The sequence below is a fragment of the Sphingomonas lacunae genome (genome assembly GCF_012979535.1).
In the GTDB taxonomy this organism is placed as follows: Bacteria; Pseudomonadota; Alphaproteobacteria; order Sphingomonadales; family Sphingomonadaceae; genus Sphingopyxis; species Sphingopyxis lacunae.
Genome location: NZ_CP053015.1, coordinates 585172 through 603431, shown reverse-complemented (window position 1 = coordinate 603431; position 18260 = coordinate 585172). Strand labels below are relative to the sequence as shown.

The 18260-nt window shown below is 63.3% G+C and carries 11 protein-coding genes; 2 read left to right on the top strand and 9 right to left on the bottom strand.

Features of this window, described 5'->3' with window-relative positions:
• Positions 1-139: 139 nt before the first annotated feature.
• From GV829_RS02755 to GV829_RS02720, 8 genes are all read right to left on the bottom strand, one after another.
• On the bottom strand, positions 140-1348 hold the full coding sequence (locus GV829_RS02755; RefSeq protein WP_169943721.1) for a cation:proton antiporter: 1209 nt from the start codon (positions 1346-1348) through the stop codon (positions 140-142).
• Between the two features lie 51 nt (positions 1349-1399).
• Entirely contained in the window at positions 1400-2314 is a 915-nt protein-coding gene (locus tag GV829_RS02750) for an alpha/beta hydrolase (RefSeq protein WP_169943720.1), read from the bottom strand.
• A 2-nt stretch (positions 2315-2316) separates the two neighbouring features.
• Positions 2317-3852, bottom strand: coding sequence for a tryptophan halogenase family protein (locus tag GV829_RS02745; protein ID WP_169943719.1), 1536 nt, complete (start codon positions 3850-3852; stop codon positions 2317-2319).
• Positions 3852-5915, bottom strand: a complete 2064-nt coding sequence (locus GV829_RS02740) for a glycoside hydrolase family 97 protein (protein ID WP_169943718.1) — start codon at positions 5913-5915, stop codon at positions 3852-3854. The genes GV829_RS02745 and GV829_RS02740 overlap by 1 nt, the downstream gene beginning before the upstream one ends.
• A 3-nt stretch (positions 5916-5918) precedes the next feature.
• Complete coding sequence (locus GV829_RS02735; protein WP_169943717.1) at positions 5919-7550, bottom strand: alpha-amylase family glycosyl hydrolase; 1632 nt, start codon at positions 7548-7550, stop codon at positions 5919-5921.
• Complete coding sequence (locus GV829_RS02730; RefSeq protein WP_169943716.1) at positions 7547-9316, bottom strand: alpha-amylase family glycosyl hydrolase; 1770 nt, start codon at positions 9314-9316, stop codon at positions 7547-7549. Before GV829_RS02730 ends, GV829_RS02735 begins: the two co-directional genes overlap by 4 nt.
• Positions 9313-10842: a tryptophan halogenase family protein gene (locus GV829_RS02725; protein WP_169943715.1), complete on the bottom strand. Its 1530-nt coding sequence runs from the start codon at positions 10840-10842 to the stop codon at positions 9313-9315. The genes GV829_RS02730 and GV829_RS02725 overlap by 4 nt, the downstream gene beginning before the upstream one ends.
• A 73-nt stretch (positions 10843-10915) precedes the next feature.
• The gene (locus GV829_RS02720; protein WP_169943714.1) at positions 10916-13615 is read right to left on the bottom strand and encodes a TonB-dependent receptor; all 2700 of its coding nucleotides are present in this window, start codon (positions 13613-13615) and stop codon (positions 10916-10918) included.
• 190 nt (positions 13616-13805) lie between these two features.
• Between GV829_RS02720 and GV829_RS02715 the strand changes: the two genes are divergently transcribed.
• Complete coding sequence (locus GV829_RS02715) at positions 13806-14825, top strand: LacI family DNA-binding transcriptional regulator (protein WP_169943713.1); 1020 nt, start codon at positions 13806-13808, stop codon at positions 14823-14825.
• Positions 14826-14995: 170 nt separating this feature from the next.
• Here the strand turns inward: GV829_RS02715 and GV829_RS02710 are convergent, their stop codons facing one another.
• On the bottom strand, positions 14996-16405 hold the full coding sequence (locus tag GV829_RS02710) for an alpha-amylase family glycosyl hydrolase (protein ID WP_169943712.1): 1410 nt from the start codon (positions 16403-16405) through the stop codon (positions 14996-14998).
• 334 nt (positions 16406-16739) lie between these two features.
• On the opposite strand from GV829_RS02710, the gene GV829_RS02705 reads away from it, so the two are divergent.
• Positions 16740-18260, top strand: coding sequence for an MFS transporter (locus GV829_RS02705; RefSeq protein WP_169943711.1), 1521 nt, complete (start codon positions 16740-16742; stop codon positions 18258-18260).

The window sequence follows — 18260 nt, the reverse complement described above, 5'->3', positions numbered from 1 at the left end:
AACACGTCCCAAGCCTGTTATGCAATCGTTTGTTGCGCCTTTATTCGTATTCGGCTGGGCCCCAGCGGCACCATGGCTTCCTCGCCCTCCGGCGAAAGCCGGGGCCCAGAGCGTCATTTTCCAAACAGCACGCCCTTCGTCACCCCCGCTGGATCACCCCCAGCAGGCGCAGCAGCGGCGTCGTCACCACAGTACAGATCAGCGCCATCAGGATCAGCGGCGCGAACAGGGCTTCGCCGATCACGCCATGGTCAAGCAGGATGGTTGCGACCAGCACTTCCATCAGCCCCTTGGTCTGCAATGCGGTGCCGATGGCTGCCCCCTCCTTCCATGACAGGCCGGCCAGTCGCGAACCGATGGCCGTGCCGATCATCTTGCTGCTCATCGCGGTCAGCGACAGGACAACCACAAGACCGATCAGTTGTGGCGACAACAGGTCTTCGCGGATGCGCAGGCCGGTCGCCATGAAGAAAAAGGGCATCAGGATGAAAAGCGCCGGCCATTCCAGCCGGTCCAGCATCGCCTTGCGATAACGATAGGGCACGGTCACTCCGGCAACAAAGGCACCAATGACATAGCCCACTCCGGCTGCCTCGCTCAGCGCCGCCGCCAGCGCGGCATAGGCGCACAGCAGCACCTGCACCCCGCTGGATTCTTCGGCAACGCTGCTTTTCCTCAGCACATGGCTGACACCGGCAATCAGCAGAACCAGGGGCGGCATGGCCATCAGGTGCGCACCCTCCGCCTCCGGAGCCACCACCAACAGGATGGCCGCGACGCCGATCCACATGCCCGCATCATTGATGGCCGCCAGCCCCAGTGCCCGCTGCCCGAACGGCGTCTGCAATATGCCGGTCTCGCGCATCAGTGCAGCCAGAACCGGCAGCGCCGTCACCGTCGTCAACAGCGCCAGTGCGGCGATGAAGCTGATCGACGGGCTGGTCATCCCTTCCGGCATGATGGCCGGCACTGCTTCAGCCAACAGCACGGCCATCACCGCCCCCACCAGCATCGGCAGGACAAAGGATGTGGTGGCGATGATCGTGGTTCCCTGTGCCCGGGCCACTTCGCGATGGTCCAGATGCATGCCGGTACAGAAACTGTAGAGCACCACCGCCAGCTGCGCGACGGAGCCGATCTTCGGCACACTGTCAGCGGGGAACAGGGCCGATTGGACCCCCGGCGCAATGACGCCGAGGACCGATGGTCCCAACAGCACGCCGGCGCAAATCTGCAGCACGGCGAGCGGCGCGATGCGCCTGATGCCGGTCAGCCGCCAAAGCGCCCAGGGACCGGCAATCAGCAGACTTGCCTGAAACAGGAACAGGGCAATGGGCGGTACAGACACGCTTGGGGCTCCCACGTTTGACGCGGCCCTCTGTCGGGACCGGTTGGCCTGTTAGCGCAAGAGGAACGCCAAGGGAATCTCGACCCGCTCGCGCCAACTGCGCTCATTATGGTCGGCCCCAGCGAACAGGCGCGACTGGAACCCGCGCCCGCTCCTCCAGCCGCGCCGGGCGAACACAGTCGCCATCGGTTCGCTATAGGCCCGGTAGAAACCGTCGAGGTTGACCGTGCCATGGTCCATGTAGAGCCGGTGTTGGCGCGGCGACAGGCGGGTGGAACCAAGCCATTGGTCAAACGCCGTCGTGACTGACGCCGGGTTGGCTCCCTGGCCTTCGCGCGGATCACCGAGCGGCCAGTGGATCGACACGGCGGCGGCGCAACCGAAAATGTCGGGATATTCCCCCAGCGCATAAAGCGAGATCAGCCCGCCCATGCTTGACCCCATGATGCTGGTGTGGGCGCGGTCAGGCCGCGTGCGGAATTCGGCATCAACCCGTGGCTTCAACTCGGTGACGATGAAGCGCAGATAGGCATCGGCGATGCTGGGGCCTCCATGGGTGGTTTCAACCAGCGCGCGCTGGTCCGGCGGCAACAGCGCCGCGACCTTGGCCGGCAAATATTCGCGGCCGCGCAAATTGGTGTTCCAGATGCCCACGACAATCGCGCCGCGCGTCCTGCCGCTGGCGATCATCCGCGACAGCGCCTCGTCGACGCCCCATTCCTCGCCGCCATAGGCATGGCCGGGGACAAGGATATTCTGCCCATCATGCATGTAGATGACCGGGTAACGCCGCTGGCTTCCGTCATAGCCCGGCGGCAGCCAGATGGTGACATTGCGGGGCTGGACATGGGCTGAGGCAAGGTCGCGCCATTCGACCATCCGGCCATCGGCCTGAGCCACTGCTGGGCTATGCAGGTTGCACAGCATCAGGCAGAAGAGTGCAACCAGCCAACGGATCATGCGCATGGTCAGGGTCCGGTCAGAGCGGCGAGATGCGCCGCATGGTCGGGGAAGTTGCGGCTGCACCGATCGACGAAATCGTCAATCACCGCCATGTCCGCCAGCGGCAGCCCCTCGGTCGAGGCGGTCAACTTGGCGTCCTCGGGGAAGGTGCCATAGCCCGCCAGCAGGCAGTGCCAGGACAGCGGCGCATAATAAGTGGCGATGCCCAGCCGGGCGATTTCGGCATCGAGCTCGCCTGCTGTGTACCAGCTGGTCAGCACGGCCTTGAGAGTGTCCGACAGATGCTGGTTGGCGGCGTTGGCCCGCCAATAGTCGCGAGCCGTACCATCGTCGCGGCGCTGGTTCACCTTGTAATGGCAGACGATATAGTCGCGGATGCCTTCGTAGCGCGCCGCGATCCGCTGGTTGAACTGGTCCCGCGCCGCATCTGTGCCGGCGTCATAGGCGGCACAGAATTGCTCGACCGTCGCCTGCACGATGTGCAACGCCGTTGCCTCGAGCGGTTCGATGAAGCCCTGACTGAGGCCGACGGCGAGGCAATTTTTCACCCAGCTGCGTTCGACCCGGCCGACATTCATGCTCAGGTGCCGCGCCTCGCCCTTGTCGCCGATGCCCAGATGCGCCCGCAACTCCGCCTCGGCGGCGTCCTTCGACTTGAAGTCCGACGAATAGACATAGCCATTGCCATAGCGGTTGGTCAGCGGGATCTGCCAGGCCCATCCGGCGGCCAGGGCGGTGGCCTTGGTCTCGCACGAAAGGCTCTCTGCCTCGCGCTCGGTGGGAATGGCTATAGCACTGTTATTGAACAGATTTTCTGCAAATGGTCGGAACGGCTCGCCCAGCGCCTGCTGGATCAGCAGCCCCCGAAACCCCGACGCATCGACAAAAAAATCCCCCTCGATAGAGGGCTCCTCAGCCGTGATTAGTCGCTCTACCTCGCCTTCTACATTGAGCTGCACATCCGTCACCATGCGTTCCAAATGCACCACGCCCAACCGCTCGGCACAATGCCGTCTCAGGAACCGCCCGACCAGCACCGCGTCAAAATGATAGCCATAACCAATGTCGAACGGAAAATTCCCGGCAGGCACCGGCGCCAATCGCTGCGCCGCCAACTTTTCCGACAGGAAAAACCGGTCCGGATGCGCCCATACATCCCGCCCGGACCGCCGCGCCCTTGTATGAAAAAAGAAGGAAGGCGCCGTATGTCCGTCCAGTGCCGTGGCAAAGGGATGGAAATATTCCTGAAACCCCGGCCGTTCGGACCAGCCAGCAAAACGGATACCCGCCTTGTACGTCGCGTTGCACGCTGGCATCCACTCGCTATCCGCAACACGCAGTTTCTCGAAAAACGCGCGAAGCTGCGGCGTCGATCCCTCGCCAACACCAATGATGCCGATGTCGACGCTTTCGACCACGGTAACGGTCGCAGCCGCGCCCCAGTGCTGCGCCATCAGCGCTGCTGCCATCCAGCCCGCCGTCCCGCCGCCGACGATGACAATGCGCAGTGGTTCGGCAGGAGTTGGGGGCGCCCTGTGCATTATCGCCTACCACTTGTCCGGACCGGGACAAAACGTATCGCCGCGCCTCCACCGGGCGCCATTCGGAACGACAGTCGGTCGGCACTCGTCACTTCACGGCTTTCAATCACAATATCCCCGCGCCGGTCAGTCCGATAGTCCGCCTCTGGCCCATCGCGATAGATGGTCGCGACATAGCGCCGCCCGGGTTCAAGGAATGTGAGTGGCGTGTTGAAGTCCCGGGCCTGACCATCCGTTATTCCCCCGAGATACCAATCTTCACTATTCCGGTCCTTGCGCGCGAACAGGGCATATTCGCCAACAGCGCCATCAACCAGATGGCTTTCCGCCCAGTCGCTTGGCACTGCACTGATGAAGGCCAGCTCCCGGGGGTGCTGCTCCAGATTTTCAATGAGGTCTGCGGCCATCTGGATCGGGCTGTAGATCGCGATATACAACGCCAGCTGGCGAGCCATGGTGGAATTGAGCGGCTGCCCGTTCTGGCCCTGGAGCGACAGAATGCCAGGCGTGAAGTCCATCGGACCTGACAGCATGCGTGTGTAGACCAATGTCGGTTCGTGATCGACCGGGTTCTGGGAGCCGGTCCAGGCATTATACTCCATGCCACGCGCTGCTTCGCGGCTCACCCAGTTCGGATAGGTCCGCCTGAGGCCGGTATCCTTGATGGGTTCGTGCGGATTGACAGCAATGCGGTGCCGTGCAGCCGCTTCCACGACCCGGATATGATGCCGGCTCATCACCTGCCCATCGTGATATTCCATATGTATCGTGCCTTCGGCATCACGCGATATGATGCCGCCTGCATCAGCCACATAGCCGGTCTTGACGCTGTCGATACCGAGCCGTTGGTAAAGGGCCATCGCGTCTTCCAGCTGGTCTTCATAGACTGCGATGTTGCCGCCCGTCTCATGATGGCCAACCAGCCGCACGCCCCGCTCGCGGGCATAAGCGGCAACTGCCTCAAGGTCGAAATCGGAATAGGGACGGGTGAAGCTGAACTGGTCGCCATGGCCGAACCAGTTGCCGTCCCAGCCGACATTCCAGCCCTCGATCAGCACGCCTCGGAAGCCGTGGCGTGCAGCAAAGTCGATGTGGCGCCTTGCGTTCTCCGTGGTCGCCCCGTGCCGTTCGCCCGAGGCCCAGCTCCATTGGCCGAGATGCATCCCCCACCAGATGCCGATGTAGCGATACGGACGCACCCAACTCACATCCCCGAGCTTGTTTGGCTCGTTGAGATTCAGGACAAGGTCACTCTCGACCATGCCGGCAGCATCAGCTGTGATTATGATTGTCCGCCACGGTGTCGGGAAGGGAACGACGCGGGTGACTCGCGGGCCGCTGCCAGAAGGAGACAAAGTCCCCTTGAAGCGCTGCCCCTCCACTCGGCGGAACCACATGGCAGCGTAATCGACCAATGCCGCCTCGTGGAAGGTGAGGTGTGTTCCGTCTTCGAAGCGCATTGTGATGGGCGTATGGGCGGTGGCAACCGCGTCAATCGGGGTGCGCTGATAGAGCTGCTCGTAGCGGTTCCAGTCGCCGCCCGCTATCCACCAGGCGGTGCCGGGACGGTCGACGGTGAACTCGGTCAGTTCGTCCTGAATGTTGATCGTGATCGGCCAATTGCCGTCTGACGGAAATTCGTAGCGGAAGCCGATGCCGTCGTTGAACAGACGGAAACGCACTACGAGTTTGCGCTGGCCGTCGCCGCGCTCGCGCAGGGCGAGCATCAGCTCATTGTGATGGTCGCGGACGAACCGGCGCTCGCCCCAGGGCTGCTCCCAGCGGGTGTCGGCGCTGCTGCTGGCTTGACTTTCGAGCGTCAGGCCGCGGTCGAAGGCGAGGGCGTCGGTGAACAGGAAGCCGAGACGAGAGTTGCCGATGACTGGCCGGCCCTCGCGGGTGACGCTGTAGCTGGCGCGGCCGTCGTTGTTGATGTCGATGCGGACTTCGATCTTGCCGTCGGGGGAAGTGGCGGTGGCGACGGTTTCGGCATTGGCGGGCGCACAGATGGCGAGCAGGTAGAGGGCGAGGTAGAGCCAGTATCTGGGGGTCAGGGCGGGCATCACTCAGGCTCCTCTGGCGATCAGGCCGGCATAGGCGGGGAGAATGGAAAGCGTTGAATCGCCTACATTTTCCAGAACGGTCCAGGCCTGCCCGGCAGGTGGAGTCCAGGATTGGACGGCCGATCCGAGATTGAAGGCGCACAGCAAGGTTTCACCCTGCCATGCACGGGTGAAGATGAGCAGGTCGTCGCTCGCCTGAACAATGTCGAGGCGGCCGAGCCGCAGCACGGGCTGCGCCTGCCTGAGCGCGACAAGGCGGCGCGTCCAGTTGAGCAGCGAGGCCGGATCGCCATCCTGCCGGGCGACGGCGAGCAGGGCGTGATCCTCACCGACCGGCAACCATGGCTCGGCGTGGGAAAAGCCGCCATGCGGGGCATTGTCGCTCCACACCATCGGCGTGCGGGCGCCGTCGCGGGAAAGGGTGAGGGGCCAGTTGGCGATGGCTTCCGGGTCCTGGAGCCGCTCAAACGGGATGTCCACCTGGGTCAGGCCAAGTTCCTCCCCCTGCCACAGGATGATGTTGCCGCGCAGGGCGACGAACAGGAGAAGGATAAGGCGGGCAAAGGCATCGCGGGCGTCAGCAGGTGCCCAGCGGCTGATCCAGCGCGGCGCATCATGATTGGCGAAGGCCCAACTCGGCCAGCCCATGCCAGGAGCGTCGGGCCATTCGGCAAGCGCGGTGGCGACCACTTCGGGCGTCAGCCTGTCGGCGTAGAGGAAGTCGAAGCCATAGGCGCTGTTGAGATGTTCATCCCCCTCCGTATAGGCTTTCATTTCGACAATCGCCTGATCGCCGCCGACCTCGGCCACGGTGAAGATGGCGCCATAGTCATCAAGCATCGCGCGATAGCGACGCAGGAACTCCGTCACCTGCGGCTGGCTCTGATTGTGGATCTTGAGCTGGAAATCGAAGGGCCGGGTGCGGGGCTTTCCGGTGTCGGGGGCCGGCGGATTATCGGTCAGCGCCGGATTGTGCATCGCGAAGTTGATCGCATCGACGCGGAAGCCATCAACCCCGCGATCCAGCCAGAAGCGGGCCGCGTCGATCAGTGCCTGTTGCACATCGGGATGATGGCCATTGAGCTGTGGCTGTTCCTTGAGGAAATTGTGCAGATAATATTGGCAGCGACGGGCGTCCCAGGTCCAGGCCGGGCCGCCGAAGACGGACTGCCAATTGTTGGGCGGCGAGCCGTCCGGCTTGGCATCGGCCCAGACATACCAGTCGGCGCGGGGGTTGGTGCGGTTCGACCGGCTTTCGACAAACCAGTCGTGCAGGTCCGATGTATGGGCATAAACCTGATCAATCAGCACCTTGAGCCCGAGCGCATGGGCGCGGGCGACCAAGGCGTCAAAATCGGCGAGCGTGCCGAATATCGGGTCAACATCGCAATAGTCGGACACATCATAGCCGAAATCGCGCATCGGGCTTTTGAAGAAGGGCGAGAGCCATAAGGCATCGACGCCGAGCGAGGCGACATAATCGAGATGGGCGGTGATGCCCGGAAGGTCGCCGATCCCGTCATCGTTGGAGTCGGCAAAACTGCGCGGGTAGATCTGGTAGATGGTCGCGCCGCGCCACCAGGGCGCGGTGCTGCCCGAGCAGGCACCGGTATCGAGACGGGAAACTTTATTCACTCGGTCGGCTCCGCAGCGCAGATCATGTAGCCAAAGGGTTCGAGACTGACGGTGACGCTGCCGGGAACGCGGGCGGTCGCCGGACAGGGACCGGACAAGGCCGTGAAACGGCTGGAGCCGCGTTCGACAATCATGTTGGCCCTGATCGGTTGGTTGGAGGTGTTGAAGGCGAGGATATATTCCCGCCCGCTCTCGGGATCGAAACGCGACACGGAAAACAGGCCCGGATCATCGGACCATGTGCGCAACTGCTGCCGGCCACGGGTCAGCGCGGGATGGGCGCGGCGGATGGCGCTCAGTTCCGCAATGGTGCGATAAAGCGGGTGGCTGGTGTCGAAATTGCTCACCGCGGTGGTGGCGTCCGTGCCGACCAGATCATTGTCATTGTAGCTGGCGGTGCGGCTGGGGAACATGTCCTCTCGTGCGGCCTGGTCATTGCCATCGCCGACAAAGCCCTGTTCATCGCCATAATAGATGGTCGGCACGCCACGCAGGGTCAGCATCAGGGCATTGGCAAGGCGCAGGCGGGCCAATTGTTCGGCATCGCTGGCCTGTGGATTGGCCTGACGGATGAAGGTGCCGATGCGGCCCATGTCATGGTTGCCGAGGAAGGTGGGCAATTGCAGTGCGGTCGGCTCGCCGCCCTCATAAAGGGCATCACCGCTGAACAGCCGTTCGAACAGGGCCGGACTCTGGTTGCCGGCCACGACCGCCCGGATGGCCGACTGGAACGGGAAATCCAGCACCGCAGGATAGCGGTCAACCCTGGTGAACCGGGCGAGCGCACCGGGATTGATCTCCTCGATCGCCACTTCACCAAAGATGTGGAAATTGGGGATGCCGCGTGCCCGGGCGCGTTCGAGCATGGCCGGATTGAAGGCCTGCCAAAATTCGGGATTGACGTGCCGTGCGGTGTCGATGCGGAAACCGTCAATGCCGAAACGGTCGATCCAGCTGCCGAAAATCTCGATGAAGCCCTCGATCACCCGGGGGTTTTCGGTGGCGAGATCATCAAGGCCGACAAAGTCGCCCATGATCGAGCTTTCGTTGCGGAATAGGGTGTTGCCGCGATTATGGTACCAGCGGGGATCATTGAGCCAGGCCGGCACCTTCACATCGCGCTCGGCCGCCGGGACAACCGGCGTATAGGCGGTGTCGGGATAGTCGGCGATGCTGCGATAGGGGAAGTTTTCCGCTGCCCCTTCGGTATAGGTGATGACGTCGGCCGTGTGATTGGCGATGATGTCCATATAGACCTTCATGCCGCGCGCATGGGCGGCGTTGACCAGTTCGCGGAAATCATCCTCGGTGCCGAAGTGCGGGTCGATGGTGGTGAAATCGGTCACCCAGTAGCCGTGATAACCGGCGCTTTCCTCTCCCGGACCGCCCTGTACCGGCTTGTTCTTGAACACCGGAGCCAGCCAGATCGCTGTCGCGCCAAGGCCCTGGATATAATCAAGCCGGTTGATCAGGCCGCGCAGGTCGCCACCATGGAAAAAACCCTTGTGGGTGGGGTCAAAGCCGGTTTGCAGCGGGCCTCCCGACAGGCCGCCACGATCATTGGAGGGATCCCCGTTTTCAAAGCGGTCGGGCAGGACAAAATAGATGATCTCATCCTGTGGCAGACGCGCGCGGACGGCGGCGAGCGCCTCGGCGGATGGTGCCGCCGGCGTTGCCCGAGCGGGAACGGCAGGGGCCGTCTGGGCATGGGCGCAGGCCGACAGGGTGGTGGCGGCCAAGGCAAAAGCAAGGGTCAAATGTTTCATGAGGCCAGTCTTTCCCGGGGGGTGGAAGGGCAATTTGTGTCGATGAAGGCGCGGTGCAGGGGCATGGCTGCCGATTGGCTGGCGACCACCTGACGCACCATGGCGATCAGCTCATCGCGCTGGGCCTTTGGCATGGATGCCGCCAGCGGGTGGACGGCATCCGGCAAGAGGCCCTGACCGATCATGACCTGTTGCCAGGCGAGCGGGGTGAACAATTCGCCTTGCCCGTCGGCCAGTCGGCCAGAGGCACGGAACAGGTCGATGCGCTGTTGCAGGCTGTCGGGCAAGCTGGCCTCGCGGCGATCCTGCCAGAAGGGCTCGTCACGGCCATTCGCCCAATAATGGAGAATGATGAAATCGCGCAGTTGCTCCATCTCGGCCGCTGCCTGGGCATTGAAGGCGGCGCGTTCCGCATCGCTGCCACGATCGGATGGCAGCGCCTTCAGCAGCCGTTCGATGCCTGACTGGATGAGGTGGATACTGGTGGATTCGAGCGGTTCGAGGAAGCCGGAGGACAGGCCGATGGCAATGACATTGCCAACCCAAACCGATCGGCGGCGACCGGCGGTGAAACGCAGCGGGCGCGGATCGGCCAGCGCCCTACCGGGCAGGTTGGCAAGCAATATGGCGGCGGCCTCATCCTCGCCCATCAAAGCGGAGCAGAAGACATGGCCATTTCCGGTGCGGTGCTGGAGCGGAATGCGCCACTGCCAGCCTGCCGCCCGGGCCATGGCACGGGTGTATGGCAGGGGGGGATTGTCGTCGGCGCTGGGCACCGCCAGTGCCCGGTCGCAGGGCAGCCAATGCTGCCAGCTTTCATAGCCGGCCTGCATTTCCCGTTCGATCAAAAGGCCGATGAAGCCCGAGCAATCAATGAACAGGTCCCCGCTGATGCGGCGGCCATCCTCCATCACCGCAGCGGCAATATCTCCGGTCTCGGCATCGCGTTCAAATCCGGTGATGCGGCCTTCATGGCGGTTGATGCCGCGCGCTTCGGCATAGCTGCGCAAAAAGGCGGCATAGAGCGAGGCGTCAAAATGAAAGGCGTAATTGTGTCCGCCAGCCGGAGCAGGCCGGGCCGGGTCAGGCCGGGCAAAGCGGCCCTGACGCCCGGCAACAGCGGCAATCAGGCAATCGTCGAGGCTGTCGGCGGCCATGCCATCCAGCCGGGCGGCGAGCCAGTAATGGTAAAAGGACAGCATGCCGAGATCGCGCCCGACCGTGCCGAAACCGTGCATGTAGCTGTGGCCCGGCGCGCGCCAGCCGTCAAAGGCGATGCCCAGTTTGAATGTTCCCTGTGTCGCGGCGACAAAGGCGTTTTCGTCAAGCCCGAGCGCGCGGTTGAACAGGTGGAGCTGGGGGATGGTCGCCTCTCCGACGCCGACCGTGCCGATGGCGTCGGATTCGATGAGGCGGATGGTCCAGTCCGGACCGGAAAGGAAACGGCCAAGGGCTGCGGCTGTCATCCAGCCGGCGGTCCCGCCGCCGATGATCGTGATGGTGCGCGCTTCACGCATGGCCGTCATGTCGCCGTGCCCCAGAAAACAAATCCCCTGCCAGCTATGACACCGGCAGGGGAGTTGCGCGACCCTTCAGGTGTCAGAACTTGAAGGTGAAGCCGGCGAGGAAGCGGCGGCCATAGATCTGGTAGTCGATGACCTGCAGCGGGGTGGCGGTGTTGGCCACCGAGGCAAAGCGTTCGTCGGTCAGATTCTGGCCCTGGACATAGAGCGAGAGACCTTCGAGCGCGCTGCCCGGCTGGAAGTCATAACCGATCTGGGCGTCGACAATGGTTTCGTCGAGCGCCTGACGACGCGTCGGCGAGCCACCGAAGCCGTTGAAATCGCCGAGGAAGGTCGAGCGGTAGCGGGCCGAGGCGCGGGCGTTGAAGCCCGAGCGTTCGAAGTAGACAGTCGCGTTGGCGGTCCACTTCGAATAGCCCGGAATGGCGCTCAGCTGACCACGGGCATTGCGGACGCGGGTGCGGGTCCAGCCCACGCCGCCAGTCACGCCGAAACCGTCAAGCGCTTCGGCGAAGTTGCCGAACGGCAGGGTTGCACCCAGTTCCGCACCGAGGAAGCTGCCGCCACCGGTGTTGAACCGCGAGTCGAGATAACCGACGGTGCTGGAGACCGGCAGTCCGGTCGGCAGCGGGTTGCCGGCGAAATCGAAGGTGACCCGGTCCTGATCGATGTAGGTCTTCAGATCCTTGTAGAAGAGCTGAAGGGCAACGAGACCGCCACGACCGAAATATTGCTCGACGTTGAAGTCGACGGCATTGGCGCGGATCGGACGCAGGAACGGGTTGCCGCCGTTGCCCGAATAGACGCGCGGAACGACCGAATTGTCGATTCCGATGCTGAGCGCGGTCCGCATGTCGTCGAGACGGGGACGCTGGATCTCGCGGGCTGCGGCAAAGCGCAGGACGAGATCGCTGTCAAAGCGCAGCGACAGGTTGAGGCTGGGCAGCACGTCCCAATAGCTGGCGCCGCGGGTGCGGATGGAGCCGACACCATTGGCGAACACCAGACCGGACGAGGACTGGTCGGTGTGGATCGCCTGGACGCCGATGTTGCCGGTCAGCTCGCCGCCGCCGAGTTCGCTGTTGATGTTGGCCTGGAGGTACAGGGTCAACAGGTCTTCGGAGATGGTGTAGGCCTTGGCCGGAATGTCCTGCGACGTGTTGCGGTCGAGCACATAGGTGCCGTCGGCGAGCAAGGTGCGCGGATCATAGCTGACGATCGGGCCGAGGCCGAGGTAGCTGAGGTTGGTCGGGGTCAGCAGGCTGGACGCCGGGATCGGCAGCGAGCTGGCACCACCGCGCAGGCCGATGAAGAACTCATCCGGGTTCAGCGACTTGTCGCGCGTGGTGTAGTTGATGCCGAACTGGACGCTAGACAGCGTGCCTTCCATCTCGCGTTCAACTTCGGCCCGGAACTGCTTGAGATCGTCAACGATCTGGCGGTCGTTCCAGTAGCCGGCCTGAATGCGGCTGCCACCCCAGCCGAGCGGGTCGGTCAGGCGGATGAGCGAGCTGTTCGAATAGTCGAGCGTCGGCTGGAAGACCGTGCCCGACGGACCGCTGGCAAAGCGGATGGTGTCAGTCGCGCCGACGCCGGTGCCATAGCCGGTGCCCGAATAGCTCTCGATCGACAGCTCGCTGCGCTCGGTGCGCGAATAGCCGAGATCGACGGTGAACTTCCAGCCATCATGCGTGTCATAGACGCTGTTGAAGCCGAGCGAGTAGAGGTCGGCTTCCCGATCATAGACGTCGTTGCGGATCACGCCTTCGACATTGGTGAAGGTGCCGCCGACGATCTGGCCGCCGGCCACGGTCTGGCCGGTCGGCGACAGCTGGGTGCCAAACGCGAAGAAGCCGAGCGGAAGCTCGATGCCGCGCTTGATCTGGTCGTCGTTGAAGTGCGAGTAGAAGCCGTCGAAGGTGAACATCATATTGTCGTTCGGCTCCCACTGCAGGGTGCCGTTGATGCCCAGGCGCTGGAGCTGGGTCGAGGTGACATAGGACTTCGACCCGCCGATCAGCGCGTTGCCGCCGACATTGTTGTAACCCCAGGCGTTGAATTCCTGCAGCTGGTAGGGCTCGTCGACATAGGAGGCGGCGAGCGCGATGCCGATGGTGTCGTCGGCGAACTGGTCAACGAAGGTGCCGTTGAGGCGGTAGCCATATTTGTTCGAGCCCGAGTTGAGCGCGCCCAGATCGGCCATGGTGCCGCGGCCACCGACAGCGAAGATGCCGCGGCCGCCATTTTCCAGCGGACGGATGGTGCGGATGTCGATGGTGCCGACCAGACCTTGGCCGACGAGATCAGCGGTCGGCGACTTGTAGACGACCACCTGGTTGACGATTTCCGAGGGATATTGGTCAAATTCGACGGCACGGTTGTCGCCGGTCGATGTCTGTTCGCGACCGTTGAGCAGGGTCTGCGAAAAGTCCGGGCCAAGGCCGCGGATGGCGATGTTGTTGGCGCGGCCGTTGAGGCGTTGCGAGGTGATGCCGGGCAGGCGGGCAATGGCCTCACCGATCGATGCGTCGGGCAGACGGCCAATGTCTTCGGCAGAAACGGATTCGACGATCTGGTCGTTTTCACGCTTTTCGGTGGTCGCGCTGTCGAGCGCGGCGGCATAGCCGGTGACAACGATGTCGTCATTGGTTTCGTCTTCAGCGGCAGCCTGGGCCATGGCGGCGGTCGTGCCGGTCATCCACAGGGCACCGGCCAGCGCGATGGTGCTGGCACCGCGCGACAGGCGGGCAGCGGTAATGAAGGTCTTGTTGGACATATGATCTCCCCTTGAACCCCGCAGGCAAAGCTTCCCCGGCCCGCAAAGCATGCAGGTCCGGGTTTCCGCCAATTTTGGTCCTTCTTCCTAATGCGATGCTTGCCAGCCAAAGCCAAGCTTGGCACATACGTATTCAAATTATGCGCCGTCCGTCTGGCGCAACATAAAGATACGGGGAGAGGTTCGGGACGTGGCGGGCAAGCCCACATCCTTTGACATCGCCGAACTGGCGGGCGTTTCGCAGCCGACAGTGTCGCGGGCGCTGCGCGGCAGCCCTTCGGTCAGCGAGGCCACACGCCACCGGGTCCAGGAAATTGCCCGCCAGCTGAACTACAAGGTCGACAAGAATGCGTCGAACCTGCGCAGCCGCCATTCGAACACGCTGGCACTGTTGCTGTTCGAAGATCCGACGCCCGACGATTCGATGATCAACCCCTTCTTCCTCGCCATGCTGGGGTCGATCACCCGGGCGACGGCGCGCCGGGGGTATGACCTGCTCGTCTCGTTCCAGCAGCTGTCATCCGACTGGCACACCGACTATGAGGACAGCCGCAAGGCCGACGGGCTGATCCTGCTCGGCTATGGCGATTATCGCGACTATCAGGAACGCCATGCCCGGCTGGTCGAGCAGGGAACGCACTTCGTCCGCTGGGGATCGGAGGAACCGGGCCACCCGGAGGTGGTGGTGGGTAGCGACAATCGCGCCGGTGGCCATGCGGTCACGCAGCACCTCATCGGCCTTGGCCGCCGCCGCATTGGCTTCATCGGGGAGATTGGCATCGGCTCCCCCGAATTCCGCGCGCGCTATGACGGCTATTGCGATGCGCTGCGTGAGGCCGGGCTTGAACCGGCAGCGCAATATCCGGCGCATAATGCCGAAGAGGATGGCAATGTCGCCGCGCGGAACTTCCTCGAACAGGGCGTTGGGCTCGACGCAATTGTCTGTGCCAGCGACATGATCGCCATCGGCGCCATGCGGGCGCTGCAAAAGGCCGGCCTGAAGGTGCCGGACGATGTGGCGCTGACCGGTTTCGATGACATTCTCGCCGCCAGCTTCGCCAATCCGCCGCTGACCACCGTAGTGCAGGATGTCCGGGCCGCGGGAGAGTTGCTGGTCAGCAAACTGCACGACCTGATCCACAAGGGCCAGTCGGTCAGCGAGGTCATCCCCACACGGCTGGTGGTCCGCCAGTCTTCTGGGGCAGGTTAGGCTATCGGTTCGTCGGTCTTGCGTCGAGCACCTCTGGTCCCGGACAAAGCCTTACTGCCTTCGGGCGACAGGGTGCCACCCCCTCCAGCCGCGACTAATTCGCTTCGCTCAAAAGTCTCTGAATCCTTCCCCCATCCCAAGGGGAAGGAAGGTGGCGGGCTGCGTTCCTCTCACGGCCGCCCGGTCAGCAACTTGTGTCCCCAGGCCGGGAGGGTCAGGGTTGTCGTCGCGTCGATATGCACCGCGCCGCCATCGCGAAAGTCGGTGTAATCACCGGCGTAGGGACCGGCGCTGAAGCGGATCGTCTGCGGTTCGGCGGACATGTTGAAGATAGCGAAGACCTTGTCGCCCGGCTGGCCATTGGCGGCGGGATGCTGGCGCACGAAGCTGAGCACTTTTGACGGCGCGCTGTTGATCACCGGGACAGGCCTCGCGCCCCAGCGGCCATTGTGCAGCGCCGGATGGGCATCGCGGAAGGCGATGAGGCGGCGGTACATGGCGGTATTGGCATGCTCGGTCGCCGGCCAGATGATCGGATCGCGTTCGAAGAAGGCGAGGCGGCGGGCGTTGCCTGCCTCTTGCCCGTTGTAGATCATCGGCATGCCCCGCGCGACAAAGGTCAGTACGGTGGCATTTTCCAGCGCGGGCCCGAACATTTCATATTCGGTCCCCTCCCACGCATTCCAGTCATGGTTGGATGTGCCCATCAGCCGCATTGATTCCGCTGGCCATGCGCCATCGTCCCAGCTGAGCCAGCCGAACAGTGCGCCGACATCGGCTTCGCCATGCGCCACCTTGCGCATCGCCTCGGCCCATCCCCAGGCATAGCTGGCGTCAAAGGCGCGGCGGTGCAGTTCGGGCCATTCCCATTCGGCGAGCATGAAAACCGGCCGGATGGCGTCGAGCTCGGCGCGGACATTGTTCCAGAAATCGACCGGGACCATGCCGGCCACATCGGCGCGATAGCCGTCGATCCCATATTCGCGCACCCAATGGACCATCGCCCCGGTCATATACTGGCGCACCTCGGGCTTCGAATAATCGAGGTCAATGATGTCGGTCCAGTCGAACCATGTCGTCGGGCGGAACTGTCCATCCCAATTGCGTTCGTACCAGTCGGGATGGTCGCGGGCCATGGGATTGTCCCATGCGGTGTGGTTGGCGACCCAGTCCAGAATGACGCGCATACCCTGTGCATGGGCGGCATCGACAAAGGCCTTGAGGTCATCCTTGGTGCCGAACTCCGGGTTCACCCCATAATAGTCGCGTACCGCATAGGGGCTGCCCAATGTGCCCTTGCGGTTGACCTGGCCAATCGGATGGATCGGCATCAGCCAGATGATGTCGACGCCCAAAGCTCTCAGCCGGGGCAGTTGTGCTTGCGCCGCGCGGAACGTGCCCTCGGGCGTGAACTGGCGCGTGTTGATCTGGTAGACGACGGCATTGCGCGTCCATTCCGGCGCGCTGATCTCGACATAGGGGTGCGGCTGGTAGCGGTCGGGGATCGGGCTGGTCTGGGCCAAGGCGGGGGTGACGAGGGCCAGCAAGCTGGCAGCGGCAAAAAATGTCAGGGGGCGCATGGCATCTCTCTCCATCTCGTCATCCCCGCCCGTCGACAGCCTTGCAGGCCCTCAGGACAGACTTGGGTTGTGCCGAACGCGGGAATCCATCCCCAGTCCTCTCATGAAAGTCAGCCAGCCTGCATTGGCCGAGAGGGCCTGAGATGGATCCCCACCTTCGCGGGGATGACAATGTTGAATTCTTTCTCTGCAAGGGCTGCCCGGTCACCAGGCGGCTGGCAAGCCGTGCTGCCAGTGTATTCGTATGTGGTGCGATTGCCCGATGCCGGGGGTTGCGCCACTGTGCGGGGTGGAGAGGCAGGCGTGAACAACGCCGCACCGGGGAGGGAAAAGGATGAGCGATGGCATCGGCGACAGCGCAGGCGTGAGCGGCAAGCCACGTCAGGGCTGGCTCGGCCTGGCGATGATCAGCCTTGGCTTCTTTGGCATCCAGATCGGCTTTGCCCTGCAAAACGCCAATATGAGCCGCATATTCCAGACACTGGGCACCAGTCTCGATGATTTGCCGGCGCTGTGGGTCGCGGCACCATTGACCGGATTGTTGGTCCAACCGATCATCGGCCATTATTCCGACCGGACATGGTCACGCTTTGGCCGCCGTCGCCCCTATTTCCTCGCCGGGGCGATCCTCTCTGCGGCTGCACTGTTCTACATGCCGCTGGCGCCCGTGTTGTTTGCCGCCGCCCTGACGCTGTGGCTGCTCGATGCCAGCCTCAACATATCAATGGAGCCGTTCCGCGCCTTTGTCGGTGATATGTTGCGCAAGGATCAGCACACGGCGGGCTATGCGGTGCAAACCGCCTTTATCGGCGCGGGTGCCGTGGTCGGTTCGGTATTCCCTTGGTTGATGGAGCATATGGGGGTCGCCAATGAAGCGCCGCCGGGCGTCATTCCCGACACGGTGAGGTACAGCTTCTGGTTCGGCGGCCTTGCCCTGTTTGTCGCGGTGCTGGGGACGGTGCTGTCAACCCGCGAATATAGTCCGGCGCAACTTGCCGCCTTTGGTGATGACGCCGCAGCGGGTGATGACACGGACGAGAGCATCCGGGCGCTCGCCGCTCGATCCTATGTGTCGAGCGGACTCTGGTTAGCGGCAGGTGTGGTGGTGATGCTCACCGTGGCCGAATGGGGGTTGGAAAAGGAAGTCTATCTGCTCGGCGGGTTGCTCGCGGCATATGGCCTCGCCAGTGCCATAGCGATAGCCATGGCCAGGGCGGGGCACGGCAACACGGCGCTGGGCCATATTGTCGGTGATTTCGGCGGGATGCCGCCGGTGATGAAACAGCTCGCGCTTGTCCAGTTCTTCAGCTGGTCGGCACTGTTCATCATGTGGATCAACACCACGCCTGTCGTCGCCCAATATTATTATGGCACGACCGACAGCAGCAGCGCGACCTTCAACGAGGCCGGCAACTGGGTCGGCATCATGTTCGCCGTCTATAATGGTGTCGCGGCGGTGGCGGCGCTGACGATGCTGCCTTGGTTGGCGGCACGGTTTGGCAAGGCCCGCACCCATATGGTCGGCCTGATGGCGGGTGCCGCGGGCTTTGCCAGCTTCTTTTTCATCACTGACCCGCAATGGCTGTTGCTCAGCGAATTCGGCATCGGCATCGCTTGGGCGTCCATCCTCGCCATGCCCTATGCCATCCTTGCCGGCGCCCTGCCGCAGCGCAAGCTGGGCATCTATATGGGCTTGTTCAACGTGTTCGTCGTCGTGCCGCAATTGCTGGTGGCCACGGTGATGGGATCGATCGTCAAGGCCTTCTTCCCGACCGAGCCGATCTACACCATGGCCTTTGCCGCCGGTACGCTGGTGGTGGCGGCGCTGGCGATGATGCGGGTGCGGGAAGGGTAG